Genomic DNA, 15,615 nt, shown 5'->3' on the forward strand with positions numbered 1-15,615 from the left:
CTTCGGAGATTTTCTCCGATTCTGGTTGTGTTTCCAGTTCTTTGTTTTTTATTGTTGGTGTTCATTTTTGCGGATAATATTCCCTGGATGGACGACCTGGAGGCTTTTATAGGATTTCTGGTTAATTATACAGAAGCCGATTCGTGGGCAGAAAAAGCCCACTGGCTGCTGGTTCCCAACAATGAACACCGTATCCTATTTGCCAAGCTGACCACGCTCTTTTTTTATAAGCTAACCGGCACGTTAAACTTTCGCTGGTTAATCGTGGTCGCTTCTTTCTGCTTGTTGGGAATTGTCTATATCTTCTACCGGATTTTCCGAACCATGCGGGTCCCGTTGCTGGCCTTTTTGCCGGTGACATTGATGCTGCTGCAACCCCAGCACCGGCTGACCAGCTTTTGGGCCATTACGGCTCTTCAACACCTGGCCGTTGCCATGATGATTCTCTGGATGCTATACCTGCTGGCGGTTCCAAACCGTTCCTCCATCTTCTCGGCACGGTTTGCTGGAGCCCTCTTTTTGCAGATACTCGCTTCTTATTCGATGAGCAACGGGTTGTTTGGCTGGGCAGCCGGGGTCGGGGTTCTGTTGGTGCAATGGCGACTGGAAGGTGGGAAGTATCCGTGGCGATTACTCATCTGGCTCGTCACCGGCGTTGCGGTGGTGCTGTTCTATTTTCACGACTTTGCGAGTATGCAGGGCAACGAAAGCAGCGTTCCGTTTTTGCTTAAAAATCCTCACCTGGTATTTTTTGGCTTTTTTACGTTTTTGGGCGGTTTATTTGATTTCTTTCCAACGGCTCCTATTCTGGTGCGCAGCATCTTGCCGACCTTGGCCGGAATGATGTTGTTTGGGCTGCTCGTTTGGCTCTTCAAAACAACGCTATTCCCAATTTTGTGGCGAGTTAACCGCCAACCCGCCGATCGGGCGGTTAACCACCGGCGCTACTTTTTTGTAGGCGTGTACGTTTTTTTGCTGGTCAATGCAGCGATTGTCGCCATTCTAAGGCCCCGATTCGGTTATGAAGTGATGCTGGTCGGAAATTATATGCTGTATCCGGCTTTGCTCGCCAGCACGCTTTACCTGACCACCCTGAGTGAGCTCCAGTACCCGGAAAGCCGGAGGAAATGGATGGCAAGTGGAATTCTGCTGGGCGGAGTGGTGTGGAGTGTCATGTATTTCAATCACTTGCCCCGCCTGGCGGAACAAAAGCTAACGCGAGAGACGTCAGTTTTTAACCAGAAATACAACAACATTGGTTTTGGAGCTACGGTCGGAACGCCGTACGCAGCGGCCACTGAACGCTGGATGCAAACGGCCGCTGAAAAAGGATTCTACACGTATCCTTCGGATACCTTTTACGAACCGTACGAAAAAACGTTGCAGAAACCCGCCCCAGCCGGTGGTTCCGAATTACACCTGGTGATCAAGGAAACGGAGCATGACTTTCAGATTGTGACCGACGAATGGCCGTTGCCTTCCGGAATCAATAAAGCCTGTATTGTCGTAAAATCCAAAAATCATACCTACCTGTTTCCGGCCGAAAACCTGTTTTTTACAGTGCCGTATTACCTCAAAAACCGTTTGCAGAACATCAGTGCCCGCGTATTCAAGTCATTTCTGTATCCGGGCACTTACCAGGTCGGTATCTTGGTCATGCCGAAAGGACAGACAGCTATCCGATTTTCAAACCAATATATCAATGTTCAGTAAATAAGGCTAAAAGCTAATTTTCTGATTACCATTAACTTGTACACACTTGTCCGAACCACAAATTTCAATCGTCGCTCCGCTTTATAACGAACGGGAGTCGTTCCCCCACCTTGTTTCGCGGTTAAACGCCCTGATGGAGGGTTCGTCCTTGTCCATTGAAGTAGTCCTGATCGATGATGGTAGCCGGGATAATACCGCCCAACTGATGCAGCAGCTGGCGTTGACCGACGACCGTTACCACTGTGTTTTTCTGGCCCGGAATTATGGGCACCAAATTGCGCTGACGGCCGGTATGGCGGCTGCTAAGGGCACCGAAGCGCTGTTCATCATTGATGGCGATTTGCAGGATCCGCCCGAATTACTAAATGAATTCTACGCCAAATTTCAGGAAGGGTATGATGTGGTGTATGCCGTGCGAAAAAAACGGAAAGAAGGGTTTTTCAAGAAAACGGCCTACTTTATGTTTTACCGCTTCATGAAAAGCATCTCGTATGTCGATATTCCACTGGATAGCGGGGATTTTTCGTTGATCAGCCGCCGGGTCGCCAATGTTCTGAATCAGATGCCGGAAGAAAGTCGGTTTATTCGCGGGATGCGCAGCTGGATTGGTTTCAAGCAGATTGGCGTGGAGTACGAACGGGATGCCCGCGTGGCCGGTGAAGCCAAGTATACGTTTAAGATGCTGCGTCGTTTGGCCTACAACGGTATTTTCAACTTCAGCGAATTTCCCATCAAATTCGTAACCAACCTGGGCATGTTTTCCATCGGCATCGCTTTTTTGTATTTTATTCAGACAATTATAAAAAAATACTTTTTCGGGGGCGTGCCAGAAGGCTTTACGGCTTTGCTGTTCACCATTATTCTTTTCGGGGGCATTCAATTGATCGGATTAGGGTTGATTGGGGAATACGTGCTGCGGATTTTCTTTCAGAGCAAAGGTCGTCCATTGTACATCATCCGGGAAACCATCCGAAAAAAAGAACGCCATTTATAGGTAAGAATGAAGCGTGAATAATTAAGCGTTTTTCGGCTTGCGTCAGTCAACCGCCGGACGACCCCGTCTTAATGCTTCACGCTTCATTCATCACTCCAGTAGGGATGCTATTCAATTCGCTTCAGTTTTTGTTGTTTTTTGTCGTCGTAACGCTGGCATACTACAGTTTGCCCTGGCGCGGGCGATGGGTGTTGCTGCTGGTGGCCAGTTGTTATTTCTACATGGTCTTCAAACCGGCGTACATTCTGATCCTGTTTCTGACCATTGTAATCGACTATTACGCCGGTCTCTGGCTGGAGCGAACGCAACCCGGAACCTCGCGAAAATGGCTGCTGATCCTCAGTTTATTATCCAATATCGGGATTCTGGCTTTTTTTAAATATTTTGGTTTTTTCAACGAAAGTGTCGTTGGCCTGCTCGAGCGGATCAATCTGAACGGGTTAGCGCAGCAGATCAACGCACTGGATGTTCGGTTGCTGAACAAAGTCCTGCTGTTTTTTGGACAACCTACGGCTACCTCGTTCGAACTGGTCGATAAGCTGGATATTCTGCCCATCGGTCTGTCGTTTCACACGTTTCAGGCCATGAGTTACACCATCGAAGTATACCGGGGAAATCAGAAAGCGGAGCGTAATTTCGGAATTTACGCGCTGTACGTCATGTTTTACCCGCAGTTGGTGGCCGGGCCGATTGAACGTCCGCAGAACGTTCTGCACCAGTTTCACACCCATTTTCGCTACGACTTTGAAAACCTGAAAGCCGGGTTGATGCAGATGGCCTTCGGTTTTTTCAAGAAAGTGGTCATTGCCGACCGAATGGCGGAAATCGTGAGCCATGCCTATACCAACCCCACGCAACAGAACGGCCTGACGCTGCTGGTGGCAACCGTCGCTTTTAGCATTCAGATTTACTGCGACTTTTCGGGCTATTCCGACATTGCCATTGGTGCGGCCCGAACCATGGGCTTTACGCTGATGGACAACTTCAAAACGCCCTATTTTTCGCGTTCAATTACGGAATTCTGGCGACGCTGGCATATTTCACTCTCCACCTGGTTTCGCGATTACCTGTACATCCCGCTGGGCGGCAACCGCGTCAGCCCATCCCGGCGGTATCTAAACGTGTTTATTGTGTTCCTGGTCAGCGGTTTGTGGCACGGGGCCAGCTGGAATTACGTCATCTGGGGCGGTTTACACGGAGCTTATCAACTCATGGCAGGCTGGCGCGACAAAGCTTTTGACCGGTGGGGCATTAAATTTCCGGAGGAGAATAAGGCATACCAGCTCTTTCAACTCGTTTTAACCTTTGTGCTCGTGATGCTGACGTGGGTATTTTTCCGAAACCATAAAGCACCGGTTGAAAATGCGTTTCATATTCTCGGGAAAATCATATTCTCGCCGTTCAGCGGGCCACTCCGTACGCCTTTTAATTCCGTCGAATTGTGGTTCTGTGTGTTGCTGGTTGCGGTTTTATTCGTGAAGGAGAAGTTCTACTTAACCATTCCAACGCGCAATACGGTTTTGTTTTTTGTGCTGTTTCCGCTCATCTGCTTTTTGTCTTATCTGTTCGGTGTTTTTACTTCCAATCAATTTATATACTTCCAGTTTTAAGCTAACCGGCAAGACCGTTTCCCGGGTAGCAGTAAGATCCGTCGATCGGTGGCTTTTCAGTCCATAGGCACCGATTAAGGCAATGAAAACGATCTGCAAAGGAACCCTCACACGGGTTATTCTATTTCTTCTAGTGGCCTGGATTTCGACCGGCACCCGGCTGGTTGCTCAGGAGCCACGTTTTGAATCCGAAATCAAAGCGTACGAAGCCATAGCCGTTGCCGATCCGCCCGTTCCGGGTTCCACTTTCTTCGTAGGGAGCTCGACCTGGCGGCTTTGGGGCCAAACGCTGGAAGAGGATTTCAGCCGGTTCAATCCTGTGAACCGCGGTTTTGGGGGAGCCACCATCCCGGATGTACTACGCGTAATGGATCGAATTATAGTGCCGCATCATCCCGCCCGCATCGTATTTTCCTGCGGGGGAAACGACTTGGCCAACGGCGATGCGCCCGAGACGGTTTTCAAAAACTTCAAAGCTTTTCTGGCGAGAGTCTGGGCCGAAAATCCGCTGACAGAAGTGTATTTCGTTGCCAACCGTCATTCGCCGGCCCGTAAAAAGTTCAGAAAGCAGGGCGACCGGCTTAATCAACTCGTCAACGAATTATCCGGTAAAACGGGTGGTTTGTATTACATCGATGTCGTTCCCCTGACAGATGGCAAAAATCGGAATCAGTGGTTTATGGCCGACGGTTTACACCTGAACCGTGAAGGGCAGCAGCGTTGGATTCCGGTCATTACAGCCGCGCTGGAGGAGCGGGACCGGGCGCGGACGAAAGCCGATATTGTTGATTTATACCGTCAGCGTGTGGCTGCGGGCGTTTACCAAACTGCCGATACCGTTCCGTCGCGGCAGCAAAAATTGAATATTGTGTTCATTGGGAACAGCATCACCGCGGGCGCGGGCTTGCCAGACCGTCAGACCGAGGCCCCGCCGGTGCTGGCAACCGCTTATTTGAAACAGCAGGCCGGTATTGACAGTGTCACGTTTTCGAATCAGGGCGTGAGTGGTTACACCACCGTCGATTTTCTGCCCGAAACGGCTAAAGCGTTTGGCAAGGTTGTGGCGGCAGCCGATGCATTTCGGAACGATTCAGTCGGGCAGCTGGTCTTTTCGGTGGTGCTTGGCACCAATGACAGTGCCATGCAGGGGCCAAACGGATCGCCGGTTTCGCCGGAAGCGTACCGGGGCAATCTGAAAACCATTGCGGATCGCTTGCTGGCCGATTACCCGGGCTGCAAACTGATCATTCACCACCCAATTTGGTACAGTCCCACCACGTACAACCGGTCAAAATACCTACAGGAAGGGCTGGATCGGTTGCAATCGTATTTTCCGGAGATTGACGCGCTGGTGGCGGCCTATGCCACTACCCATCCTGGTCGGGTGTATGTCGGGGATACGCGGGGATTCAATTATTTCAAAACCCACCATCTGACGGATTTTCAGCACGAAAAAGGGCAGCAGGGAACATTTTTCCTGCACCCCAACAAGAAAGGGTCAGCCACGCTGGGAATTTTCTGGGGCGAAGCGATTCGGAAAGCCGTGCAGAATGAAAGGTGAATTTCGAACCTGACAGGTCTGGGCAGCCTCGTCTAGATGGTCCTGTCTCCAAGATCTGTCAGGTTTAAATTAACTAATTGATGGGTTTTTACCGCCCAATGGCTACTTTGCGCAGAATCGAATCAATAATCTGTAAAGTCGTCACTCCATCGGCTTCGGCTTCGTAATTGAGCAGAATCCGGTGATTGAACACATCGGGTGCCACTTCTTTGATATCTTCGGGCAGCACATAATCGCGCTGGTCGAAATAGGCCAGGGCTTTGGCCGCCCGGTTGAGGTGAATGCTAGCGCGGGGCGACACCCCGTACTGAATGTAACGGTCTTCGTCGCGCAGGTTATAATCGAGCGGTCGACGCGTGGCAAACACCAGTTCAATGATGTAGCGTTCGAGGGTTTCGGAAATGGTAATCTTATTGATTTCGTTCTTGATCGCGGAAATATCCTCCTTGTCCAGTACGGGCTGGACTTCGTAGTCAAAATTCAGGTTGGCCATTCGGCGCATCACCTCCAACTCTTCGTCGCGCGACAAATACCCCACAAATACCTTCATCATGAACCGGTCGATCTGTGCTTCCGGCAGCGGATAGGTTCCTTCCTGTTCGACCGGGTTTTGGGTGGCCAGCACCAGAAACGGTTTGTCGAGCACAAACGTTTCTTCGCCAATCGTCACCTGCTTTTCCTGCATGGCTTCCAGCAGGGCCGACTGCACTTTGGCGGGCGACCGGTTTACCTCGTCGGCCAGAATCAGGTTGGCAAAAATCGGCCCTTGCTTCACTTCAAAGTCTCCCGACTTCTGGTTAAAAATCATGGTTCCTACCAAGTCTGCGGGCAGCAGATCCGGCGTGAACTGAATGCGTTGGAAGTCCAGTTGCAGGGCTTTGGCAAGGGTGTTGATGGTAAGCGTTTTGGCCAGTCCCGGAACACCTTCCAGCAAAATATGCCCGCCAGTGAACAGGCCGATCAGCAAGCGGTTGAGGAGCGCCTGTTGCCCCACAACAACCTTGCTCATCTCGTTGAATACCTGCCGGATTTTGGTATGATAGGTGATATCTAACGGAGTCATTTCTTTGGGAATTATGAACGATGAATGATAAACGATGAAGGTAGCTTGCGTTGGCCCACCACCGCTCATTGTTCATAATGTATTATTTAACCGCTTTTACAAATCGCTCTTTGCCATGAATGTCTTTGAAAATCTGAACGTTCAGGTAGCCACGTTCTTCAAAAACCTGTTGCGTTTGCGGGCCAAACCGTTCGTTGATCTCCACGTAGCACGCTCCGCCCGGGTTCAGGTGCTGCTGCCCGAAATCGGCAACGGCTTTATAAAACAACAACGGGTCCTGATCTTCAACAAATAACGCCAGATGCGGCTCATACCGTAATACATTGGCCTCCATGTGTTCGGCTTCCGACAGCGTCACGTAGGGCGGGTTGCTCACCACGCACTCAAACCGCCGGGTTTCGTCGCCAACCTTGAGAATATCGCGCTGTTCAAATTCTACCTCCGCCAACAGGGTGCGGGCGTTGAGCTGGGCCACTTCCAGGGCTTCAGGCGACAAATCCCAAGCCAGCACGGAAGCCTGTGGTAAAAACCGGGCCAGCGTAACGGCGATGCAGCCGCTGCCGGTGCCAAGGTCGATGACCCGCAACGGCCCGGTGGTTTCGGCGTAGTCCCGAACGATCAGCCGAATCAGTTCTTCGGTTTCGGGGCGCGGAATCAAAACCGCCGGAGAAACCTGAAACTCCAGTCCGCAAAACTCCGTTGTACCAATCAGGTGTTGAACGGGTTCGTGGTTATTAAGTCGCCGGACCAGTTCGTCCCAATCGGGTTGTGGGGGTGTTGCCGGAATCGGCTTCCCGGCAACGACGTCGGTTCGACGAAGCAGTAGAAAATGTTCCAGTAATAAAAACACAATGGCACGGGCCTCTTCCGGACGGTACCCCTCCAGACGGCCCACCAGCGAATCAAATAACGACTTGGCTGTAAGCATGCGGACGTAAAATTTGCGTAAATCTAACCCTTCGTCAGACAGATTTTACGGATTTTGCGGAATTCTTTACTTTCGGCCCCTAGAAACTGATCCTGAAAACCGTTGATCGACGATTTTTTATTCATGTCCCGCGCACTCGAACTGGCACGTTTAGGCCGGGGGCACGTCAGTCCGAACCCGATGGTTGGCTGCGTTATTGTACACAATCAGCGTATCATTGGCGAAGGCTGGCACCGGCAGTACGGCGGGCCACACGCCGAAGTGAATGCCGTGCGGTCGGTGACCGACGAAACCTTGCTGCCCGAGGCCACGGTTTACGTAACCCTGGAACCGTGTTCGCATTTTGGAAAGACGCCCCCCTGCGCGGATTTACTGATTGAAAAACGAGTAAAGAAAGTAGTGGTCTGTAACGACGATCCGAATCCGCTGGTAGCGGGAAAAGGACTGGCCAAACTGCGGGCCGCCGGTATCGAGGTTGAAACGGGTCTGTTGGCCGACGAAGGCCGGGAGCTGAACCGACGTTTTTTTACGTTTATTGAGCAACAGTGTCCGTATTTGATTTTGAAATGGGCCGAAACCGCCGACGGTTTTATGGCTCCGGCTGATTTTCGACCGATGCCGATTAGCGGGGCCTTGTCGCGGCAGCTGGTGCACAAATGGCGAACCGAGGAGGACGCGTTTTTGATCGGGACCAACACCGCCCGGTACGATAATCCGCAATTGAACGTTCGGCTCTGGAGCGGACGCAATCCTGTCCGGGTAGTGATTGACAAACTGCTGCAATTACCATCTTCCCTGCATCTTTTCGACAGTTTTCAGCCAACGCTGGTGTACTCGACAGTGCCCGCGCAAACCGAAACCGACAGCCGGACGACGTATGTTTCATTGAATCCCGAAGCCGACTTCCTCACCCAATTGGTGGCTGATCTCTACCGCAAAAAGATCCAGTCGGTGGTAGTGGAAGGCGGGGCGGTTTTGCTGAATAGTTTTTTGGAGCGGGGGTTGTGGGACGAAGTGAAAATTTTTAAAAGCTCGCATGTGCTGGGCGCGGGGCTGGCGGCTCCCGTGGTGCGGGGGCGGCTGGTTGATACGGAGCGGATCGGGGAAGATTGGCTGATGACGTATCGCCCCTGAAACCGTGCGACGCTCATTCAGCTATGCAGCTGGCTATTGGCGATGACGTTGGAAACCGTCAGATCGGAGGTTAGAACAACCAGGTTCGCGATAAAACCGGGCTGGATTTTTCCTAACGTATCACCCGCACCGATGATTTCGGCCGGTACCGTCGATGCCATCAGAAAAGCTTCCGAAGGCTCCAGACCGACGTGCCGAATGCTGTTCCGGACGGCATCCAGCAGCGTAATGGACGAACCGGCAAGTTTGCCTTCGTGGTTCGTAAACCGCCCGTTTTCGTAATAAAGGGTGAAATCTTCAAATCCGTGCGAAGACTTGGAGGGATTGGCCAGAATTGCGTCCGAAATCAGGAAAAGACGTTCGCCCAGCAACCGCCGGGCGATTCGGATGGCCGCCCAGTCGCAGTGAAAACCGTCGGCTACAAGGCTGGCGTGAACCGTCGGGTGATCGAAAACCGCTCCCACTACACCCGGTTCCCGGCTTTCGAACGGGCGCATGGCGTTGTACAGGTGCGTGGCCAGGCCAATACCCTGCTGAAAGAAGCTGCTTGCTTGCTCATAGGTGGCGTTGCTGTGCCCGACCGAAAGTTGAACGTGCGTTTTCGCCGTTTGTTTCAGGAGCTGAGATAGCTGGTCTGGAAGGAATAGCTCCGGCGCAATTGTTAGGAGCCGAATCACATCGTGGCCTTTTTCCAGTAACTTATTCAGTTCGGCTTCAACCGGCGGATGAATATAGGCGAGGCTATGAACACCCCGTTTTTCGGGATTAATGTACGGACCTTCTACGTGCAATCCCAGTACCCCATTCGGATTCGTTAGACGGGCTTCTCGTACCGCTTCAATGGCCGTATGAATGACCTCAAGCGAGGTTGAGTAGAGCGTTGGCAGGAGTGACGTAGTGCCATTCTTCAGGTGGGTTTGGTAAATGTGTTCGACGGTTTGGGCCGTGGGCGATTCGTTCAGAAACGCATCGGAACCGCCGTAAACCTGCAAATCAACAAAACCGGGAACCAACCACTGATTGTTCAGATCGATTTCCCCCGCATCATCGTTCAGCCGACTCGTAGTAACCTCCTGAACCAACCCGTTGGATACGCGCACGGTAGCGTCCGAAATCACGTCGGTTCCGGTAAAAACCGTTGCATGGGTCAGGGTAAAATCCTGCATGGCCGTATGTTACACTTGTTGGTTCCAGATTTCCCAGGCTTTTTCAGCCTGCAAATACAGCATAGGCAATCCGTTGTGGGTAGTCGCTCCGTGTTCGCGGCCCTGCTGCAAAAACCGGGTTTCGGTTGGATTATACACCAGGTCGTAAAGCAAATGGCGGTTGCTTAACATGCCGTACGGGATAGCCGGCGACTCGTCGATGTTGGGGTACGTGCCGACGGGCGATGTATTGATAATCAGACGGTACTCGTCCAGGATTTCGGGGGTCAAGGCTTCGTAGGACAGGGCTTCGGCGGTTTGCTGGCGGGAGATCAGCCGGTAGCGGATTTGCAGGTCGTTCAACGCTGCACTGACGGCCTTGGCGGCTCCACCGTTGCCAAGCACCAGCGCCTGGAGGGTAGCGGGGCCGATTTCCAGCGATTGAAGCCAGGCTTCCAGCGACGACCGAAAACCGTAATAGTCTGTATTGTAACCAATTTTGCGACCATCGGGCAACAGACGAATGGTATTAACGGCCCCGATACGCCCAGCCGAAGCCGGATCAAGTTCGTCCAGAAACGGAATGATTGCCTGTTTGTGCGGGATAGTCACGTTGAGGCCAACCAGATCAGGAATCGAAGCGATGAGCTGGGGAAAAGCCGCCGGATCTGGCAGTTCGAACAAATCGTAACGGCTGTCCGGAATACCTTCGTTTTCGAACTTTTGGGTGAAGTATTTCTGGGAAAATGAGTGGGTGAGTGGATACCCAATTAGACCGTATCGACGCATACAAAGGAATTAATCGGTTGCCCAAAGCTACGATCAAAACCCGTAAACCCGAGGAGAAGTAGAATTAAATTGCGCCGTTGACCACCACTGAAAAAATGGCATCCCGAATCCGGATGGTGTCTGCCTGTGAACCGGAAGGCGAGTCATTTTCCGGATCAATCACGAAGGTTGCATTCAGGTGCCCATCCAACTGGCGGGACGTGGCGTTGTAAGCATCGATCGTAACGTCGTTTTTTTCAGTCGTTGAAACGTACAAATTATAGCGCGTTCCGGTGGTGTTATCGCCAACCCGGGTGTATAGCCAGGCTGAGAGCGGGGTGCCGTTAATAGCTTCCCACTGTGTAGAATGCAGTTTGTAGGTTCCGGGTGAAAGGGGGAGCTGATTGATGCTGAGCCATTCCACCTGACCGTCTGCCCGAAAGCTGTTACATTCTTCCACCATCACATTGATGCTGTTATGGTTGAAAAGCGTAGCCGTAGACGCTGCCGACCATTCCTGCTTATTTTTCAAAGCCATGAAATTGCCGCAATTAGGAAGCTGAGGGACGCCAATCCTTTTATTGTCACAATTTAGCATTAAGCCAATTAACGCCAGCAAAAAGATGTTTTTCATGGTTGGTATGGGTGGGAACTTGCAATCCTGTATGCTATAGTGACCATTTTGACGCCAAAATGGTTTAAAAGACACACTAAAAAATTAAAAATTTAACAAAAAAACGGGCTGTCACTTTCTCAATTAAAGTCTAGATATTTGCAACCAGACTGTCGAGCAGCTTATGCACAACCTGATTTTATTTGACGATCCGACCATTCGAACGGCCTTGTTGCCTTTTACATTTACCCGGCCCGTGAGTGAAATTCGCGTCGGCATTGGCACCATCACCGAAAAATGGGCCACCCAGTTGAAGGTAACCCCCGGTTTTTTGACGGAACCGTACTTGCAAAGAAAGTATCCTTTTTCGGCAAGTACCGCGGGAATGTTCGTGAACGGTGGTGTTTGTCCTACGAAACCGCTCATTAAGGCACTGAACGGCTTGCGGCCCGGTGAAGCGTTGACGACTCCTGACGGTCTGTTGCTGGCGCTGCATGCGGAAAAAATCCAAAAAACGGTCCCTTCACCAGACGATGCCCGGACCCGAACGGTTTTCGACGAACCGCTTACCATCATCAGGAGTTTACCGGATATCTTTGTGCACAACAGCGACCAGATCCGGGCCGATTTCGAGCTGCTGACGGCGGGCCGTAAGTCGCAGCCGATCAGCGACCCGCACACGCGGTGCTACGCGCCCGAAAATATTTTTGTGGAAGAAGGGGCCGTGATTCGGGCGGCTGTGCTGAATGCGGAGGGCGGACCGATCTACATCGGAAAAAACGCGCTGATTCAGGAAGGAACGGTGATGATGGGACCCTTCGCGCTCTGCGATCATGCCACGGTCAACTGGGGTGGAAAAATGCGTAGCAATACCACCATTGGACCCTACACCAAAGTAGGTGGAGAAATCAGTAATTCGATTTTTTTCGGCTACAGCAACAAAGGTCACGACGGTTTTCTGGGCAACTCGGTCATTGGGGAATGGTGTAACCTGGGGGCGAATACCAACAATTCCAACCTCAAGAACGATTACTCGAACGTTAAACTATATAGTTACGCAACTGGCCAGTTCGAAAACCTCGAACGGTTATTTTGTGGACTGATGATGGGCGATTACACGAAAGCAGGCATCAGCACGATGTTCAATACCGGAACGGTGGTGGGGGTCAATGTCAATGTGTTCGGAGCGGGCTTCCAGCCCAAATACATGCCGTCGTTTTCGTGGGGTGGTGGCGCAGAAGGCATTACCAACTACCGGCTCGACAAGGCCATTGAGGTCGTCCGCGAAACCGTCAGCCGCCGGGGCATGGTGTTTGACGAGGTGGATGAAAACATCCTGCGGGAAGTATATCGACTGGAAAAAGGAGAAAAGACTTAAGAAGATTAACGGGGAAGGTCGTGGCGAATTAACGTTTTTTAGTCGGTGCAGCTTTCTTCCTTACACTATGCAATTTAGTGACATCATTGGACACGACGACACGAAGCGGGCGTTGATCCGGGCGGTACAAACCAATCACCTGGCGCATGCCCAGCTCTTCGACGGGCCGCCGGGTAGTGCGAATCTGGCGCTGGCGCTGGCGTTTGCGACTTACGTTAACTGCGAAAACCGGCAGGAAGCAGCAGATGGTCTGGGCGATTCCTGCGGACAGTGTGCTTCCTGCACGAAAATGCAGAAGCTGGTTCATCCGGACTTATCAATCATTTTTCCGGTTGCGGGCAGCAAAGTGACGAGCGAAACCCTGATGGCCGATTTCCGCAAGTTTGTACTCCAGCATCCGTACCGGGTGTTGGACGAATGGCTGGCGGCTGCGGGGATCAAACAGGGAAACATCCCGGTGGAGGAAGCGCGCGAATTGATGGGCAAGCTGTCCCTGAAAGCCTACGAAGGTGAGTACAAGATTGTGCTGATCTGGTGTGCCGAGAACCTGCACGCGGCTACCGCCAACGCCCTGTTGAAGCTGCTGGAAGAGCCTCCCGCCCAGACACTTTTTCTGCTGGTGACTAACCAGGCCGACAAACTGCTGATTACCATTCTGTCGCGGACGCAGCGGGTGGCCGTGCACACGTTTACGGATGAAGAAATAACCCGCCATCTGCTCGATCGTCTCCAACTGCCCGAAAAACGAGCCCGGCAGTTGGCTTATCTGGCCGACGGGAATCTGTCGGAAGCGATCCGGCTGTCGGAGGAGGAACCCGAAAAGAACGAGGCCGATCCCGGGGGCGACCGGCATGGCTGGTTTGCCGAATGGATGCGGTTGTGTTACCGGCAGGATCTGATCGCGCTCGTCAAGCAGGCTGATGTGTTTGATGCATTGGGGAAGGAAAAACAACGCGGCATTCTGGATTATAGCCTGAGTTTGTGCCGGGATTTATTTTTGTGGAAACACGGCGTTACGGAACTCTTGCGACTACCCGACGAAGAGCGTACGTTTGTAGAAAATTTTGGCAAAGTGCTTACCTCCGAACACCTCGAAAGTATGGTTGGTCAGTTGAACGAAGCGGTGTATCATATCGAACGGAATGTCCGGGCCAAAATGGTCATGATGGACCTGTCGCTTTCTTTCAGCAGTTTGATTCGCAACGGAAAATGAAACGTGCGAAGCAGAACGTCGCGGCCGAACGACCTAAACAGGTCATCGGTTTTTCGGACCGACTGGATTTTCCGGACCTGGGGTGGGCCGACGTTGAGACCAAGATTGATACCGGCGCTTATACGTCTGCCATTCACTGCACAGACGTCAAGCTGGTGCCACACGGTGACGGTTTGCGGCTACGGTTTTCACTGGTAGTAAACCGGGGGCAGAAAAAAAAGCACTTTGTAACCAATCTGTTTCAGTACAAAACCATTAAAAATTCGTTCGGGCAATCCGAGAAGCGGTTTGTTATTCAAACCCGAGTGCTCATCATGGGGCGGCTTATCCGGGCCGAATTTTCGCTGGCCAACCGGGGGGGCATGCGCTTTCCGGTACTGTTGGGCCGCAAACTATTGCGCAACAAATTTGTTGTTGACGTATCACTTCAAAACGTTTCGTATCAAATGAAACAACATGACCCGGCTTCCTGACGTTGGTCACACAGCCTGGGTTTGTTCTTCCCTGTTTTTCGATCAACCGACTTTTCTTTATTACGTATATGCGTATTGCTATTTTGTCGACCAATTCGGAGCTGTATTCCACGCAGCGTTTGGTCAAGGCCGCCGAAGAACACGGGCACGAGCCCGTTGTGATTGATCATCTGCGGTGTCAGGTGATGATTGAGGGCGGTAAGCCGGAGGTGCTTTACAAGGGCCGTCCGCTGGAGCAGATTGATGCCATTGTACCACGGATCGGGGCCTCGGCGACCGACTACGGCTGTGCGGTGGTGCGTCAATTTGAGATGATGAAAGTGTTTACAACGGCCCGTTCACAAGCCATTGCCCGGTCTCGGAATAAACTGCGAAGTTTGCAGGTTTTGTCGAAAGCGGGCGTAGGCCTGCCCAAAACCGTATTTGCCAAACAACCGAAAGAAGTCGATCCGCTGATTACATTGGTAGGGGGGCCACCTGTGGTGATTAAGCTGATTGAAGGGACGCAGGGCGTGGGGGTGGTACTGGCCGAAACCGCTAAAGCTGCCAAGTCGACCATTGAAGCTTTTTACGGTTTGAAAGCAAATGTCTTAATCCAGGAGTATATTGCCGAGGCAAAAGGGGCCGACATCCGGGCATTCGTGGTGGGCAACCGGGTAGTAGCTGCCATGAAACGCCAGGGCAAGGAAGGCGAGTTTCGGTCGAACCTGCACCGGGGCGGTTCCGGCCAGGCGGTTTTGCTGACGTCTGACGAAGAATGGACAGCCGTGAATGCCGCCAAATCGCTGGGATTACGGGTTGCGGGGGTTGATATGCTGCAATCGCAGCGGGGGCCGCTGGTGCTGGAAGTCAATTCTTCGCCGGGGCTGGAAGGCATCGAAAAAACTACCGGTATTGATATTGCTGGTCAGATTGTCGAATATATTGAAGAAAAAATCCCGACCGACGAAGTCGATACGGTTGGCGTTTAAAGGAACTGATGAAGTAGGACGGGGCCGCCCGCGTGCTGATGAACGATGAAA

The 15,615-nt window shown here is 52.0% G+C and carries 14 protein-coding genes; 9 read left to right on the forward strand and 5 right to left on the reverse strand.

The annotated features are described in order from the left end of the window. The first annotated feature begins 57 nt into the window (after window positions 1-57). From ACYVH9_RS04135 to ACYVH9_RS04150, 4 genes are all read left to right on the forward strand, one after another. The gene (locus ACYVH9_RS04135; protein ID WP_460635027.1) at window positions 58-1,713 is read left to right on the forward strand and encodes a hypothetical protein; all 1,656 of its coding nucleotides are present in this window, start codon (window positions 58-60) and stop codon (window positions 1,711-1,713) included. Window positions 1,714-1,759: 46 nt separating this feature from the next. After that, entirely contained in the window at window positions 1,760-2,707 is a 948-nt protein-coding gene (locus tag ACYVH9_RS04140) for a glycosyltransferase family 2 protein (protein ID WP_460635028.1), read from the forward strand. Window positions 2,708-2,811: 104 nt separating this feature from the next. Next, window positions 2,812-4,317 carry an MBOAT family O-acyltransferase gene (locus tag ACYVH9_RS04145; RefSeq protein ID WP_460635029.1) on the forward strand — a complete coding sequence of 502 codons (1,506 nt, stop codon included), beginning with the start codon at window positions 2,812-2,814 and terminating at the stop codon, window positions 4,315-4,317. 82 nt (window positions 4,318-4,399) lie between these two features. After that, window positions 4,400-5,878, forward strand: coding sequence for a GDSL-type esterase/lipase family protein (locus tag ACYVH9_RS04150; protein WP_460635030.1), 1,479 nt, complete (start codon window positions 4,400-4,402; stop codon window positions 5,876-5,878). A gap of 88 nt (window positions 5,879-5,966) precedes the next feature. Here ACYVH9_RS04150 and ACYVH9_RS04155 read toward each other — a convergent pair whose 3' ends face one another. Together ACYVH9_RS04155 and prmC are read right to left on the reverse strand one after the other, a co-directional pair. Continuing rightward, complete coding sequence (locus ACYVH9_RS04155; protein ID WP_460635031.1) at window positions 5,967-6,941, reverse strand: AAA family ATPase; 975 nt, start codon at window positions 6,939-6,941, stop codon at window positions 5,967-5,969. 82 nt (window positions 6,942-7,023) lie between these two features. Continuing rightward, window positions 7,024-7,869, reverse strand: a complete 846-nt coding sequence (gene prmC, locus ACYVH9_RS04160) for a peptide chain release factor N(5)-glutamine methyltransferase (RefSeq protein ID WP_460635032.1) — start codon at window positions 7,867-7,869, stop codon at window positions 7,024-7,026. 123 nt (window positions 7,870-7,992) lie between these two features. Between prmC and ribD the strand changes: the two genes are divergently transcribed. Continuing rightward, window positions 7,993-9,003, forward strand: a complete 1,011-nt coding sequence (ribD, locus tag ACYVH9_RS04165) for a bifunctional diaminohydroxyphosphoribosylaminopyrimidine deaminase/5-amino-6-(5-phosphoribosylamino)uracil reductase RibD (protein ID WP_460635033.1) — start codon at window positions 7,993-7,995, stop codon at window positions 9,001-9,003. A gap of 17 nt (window positions 9,004-9,020) precedes the next feature. Here the strand turns inward: ribD and nagA are convergent, their stop codons facing one another. From nagA to ACYVH9_RS04180, 3 genes are all read right to left on the reverse strand, one after another. Then, window positions 9,021-10,169 carry an N-acetylglucosamine-6-phosphate deacetylase gene (gene nagA, locus ACYVH9_RS04170; protein WP_460635034.1) on the reverse strand — a complete coding sequence of 383 codons (1,149 nt, stop codon included), beginning with the start codon at window positions 10,167-10,169 and terminating at the stop codon, window positions 9,021-9,023. A 9-nt stretch (window positions 10,170-10,178) separates the two neighbouring features. Further along, window positions 10,179-10,937: a shikimate dehydrogenase family protein gene (locus ACYVH9_RS04175; RefSeq protein ID WP_460635035.1), complete on the reverse strand. Its 759-nt coding sequence runs from the start codon at window positions 10,935-10,937 to the stop codon at window positions 10,179-10,181. A gap of 64 nt (window positions 10,938-11,001) precedes the next feature. After that, complete coding sequence (locus ACYVH9_RS04180) at window positions 11,002-11,454, reverse strand: hypothetical protein (protein WP_460635036.1); 453 nt, start codon at window positions 11,452-11,454, stop codon at window positions 11,002-11,004. A gap of 259 nt (window positions 11,455-11,713) precedes the next feature. On the opposite strand from ACYVH9_RS04180, the gene ACYVH9_RS04185 reads away from it, so the two are divergent. The 4 genes from ACYVH9_RS04185 to rimK all read left to right on the forward strand — a co-directional run bounded on the left by ACYVH9_RS04185 (window position 11,714) and on the right by rimK (window position 15,564). Then, window positions 11,714-12,907, forward strand: a complete 1,194-nt coding sequence (locus ACYVH9_RS04185; RefSeq protein WP_460635037.1) for a putative sugar nucleotidyl transferase — start codon at window positions 11,714-11,716, stop codon at window positions 12,905-12,907. A gap of 67 nt (window positions 12,908-12,974) precedes the next feature. Continuing rightward, window positions 12,975-14,120 carry a DNA polymerase III subunit gene (locus ACYVH9_RS04190; RefSeq protein ID WP_460635038.1) on the forward strand — a complete coding sequence of 382 codons (1,146 nt, stop codon included), beginning with the start codon at window positions 12,975-12,977 and terminating at the stop codon, window positions 14,118-14,120. Further along, on the forward strand, window positions 14,117-14,593 hold the full coding sequence (locus ACYVH9_RS04195; RefSeq protein ID WP_460635039.1) for an ATP-dependent zinc protease family protein: 477 nt from the start codon (window positions 14,117-14,119) through the stop codon (window positions 14,591-14,593). The genes ACYVH9_RS04190 and ACYVH9_RS04195 overlap by 4 nt, the downstream gene beginning before the upstream one ends. A gap of 68 nt (window positions 14,594-14,661) precedes the next feature. Beyond that, entirely contained in the window at window positions 14,662-15,564 is a 903-nt protein-coding gene (rimK, locus tag ACYVH9_RS04200) for a 30S ribosomal protein S6--L-glutamate ligase (RefSeq protein ID WP_460635040.1), read from the forward strand. Window positions 15,565-15,615: the final 51 nt, after the last annotated feature.

It is taken from the genome of Larkinella harenae, assembly GCF_054780515.1.

What these genes read in the sequence shown, in the direction of transcription:
- ACYVH9_RS04145 (WP_460635029.1), top strand. Translation starts at nt 2,812, where the DNA reads ATGCTATTCAATTCGCTTCAGTTTTTGTTGTTTTTTGTCGTCGTAACG.
- ACYVH9_RS04150 (WP_460635030.1), top strand. Translation starts at nt 4,400, where the DNA reads ATGAAAACGATCTGCAAAGGAACCCTCACACGGGTTATTCTATTTCTT.
- ACYVH9_RS04155 (WP_460635031.1), bottom strand. Translation starts at nt 6,941, where the DNA reads ATGACTCCGTTAGATATCACCTATCATACCAAAATCCGGCAGGTATTC.
- prmC (WP_460635032.1), bottom strand. Translation starts at nt 7,869, where the DNA reads ATGCTTACAGCCAAGTCGTTATTTGATTCGCTGGTGGGCCGTCTGGAG.
- ribD (WP_460635033.1), top strand. Translation starts at nt 7,993, where the DNA reads ATGTCCCGCGCACTCGAACTGGCACGTTTAGGCCGGGGGCACGTCAGT.
- nagA (WP_460635034.1), bottom strand. Translation starts at nt 10,169, where the DNA reads ATGCAGGATTTTACCCTGACCCATGCAACGGTTTTTACCGGAACCGAC.
- ACYVH9_RS04175 (WP_460635035.1), bottom strand. Translation starts at nt 10,937, where the DNA reads ATGCGTCGATACGGTCTAATTGGGTATCCACTCACCCACTCATTTTCC.
- ACYVH9_RS04180 (WP_460635036.1), bottom strand. Translation starts at nt 11,454, where the DNA reads ATGGCTTTGAAAAATAAGCAGGAATGGTCGGCAGCGTCTACGGCTACG.
- ACYVH9_RS04185 (WP_460635037.1), top strand. Translation starts at nt 11,714, where the DNA reads ATGCACAACCTGATTTTATTTGACGATCCGACCATTCGAACGGCCTTG.
- ACYVH9_RS04190 (WP_460635038.1), top strand. Translation starts at nt 12,975, where the DNA reads ATGCAATTTAGTGACATCATTGGACACGACGACACGAAGCGGGCGTTG.
- ACYVH9_RS04195 (WP_460635039.1), top strand. Translation starts at nt 14,117, where the DNA reads ATGAAACGTGCGAAGCAGAACGTCGCGGCCGAACGACCTAAACAGGTC.
- rimK (WP_460635040.1), top strand. Translation starts at nt 14,662, where the DNA reads ATGCGTATTGCTATTTTGTCGACCAATTCGGAGCTGTATTCCACGCAG.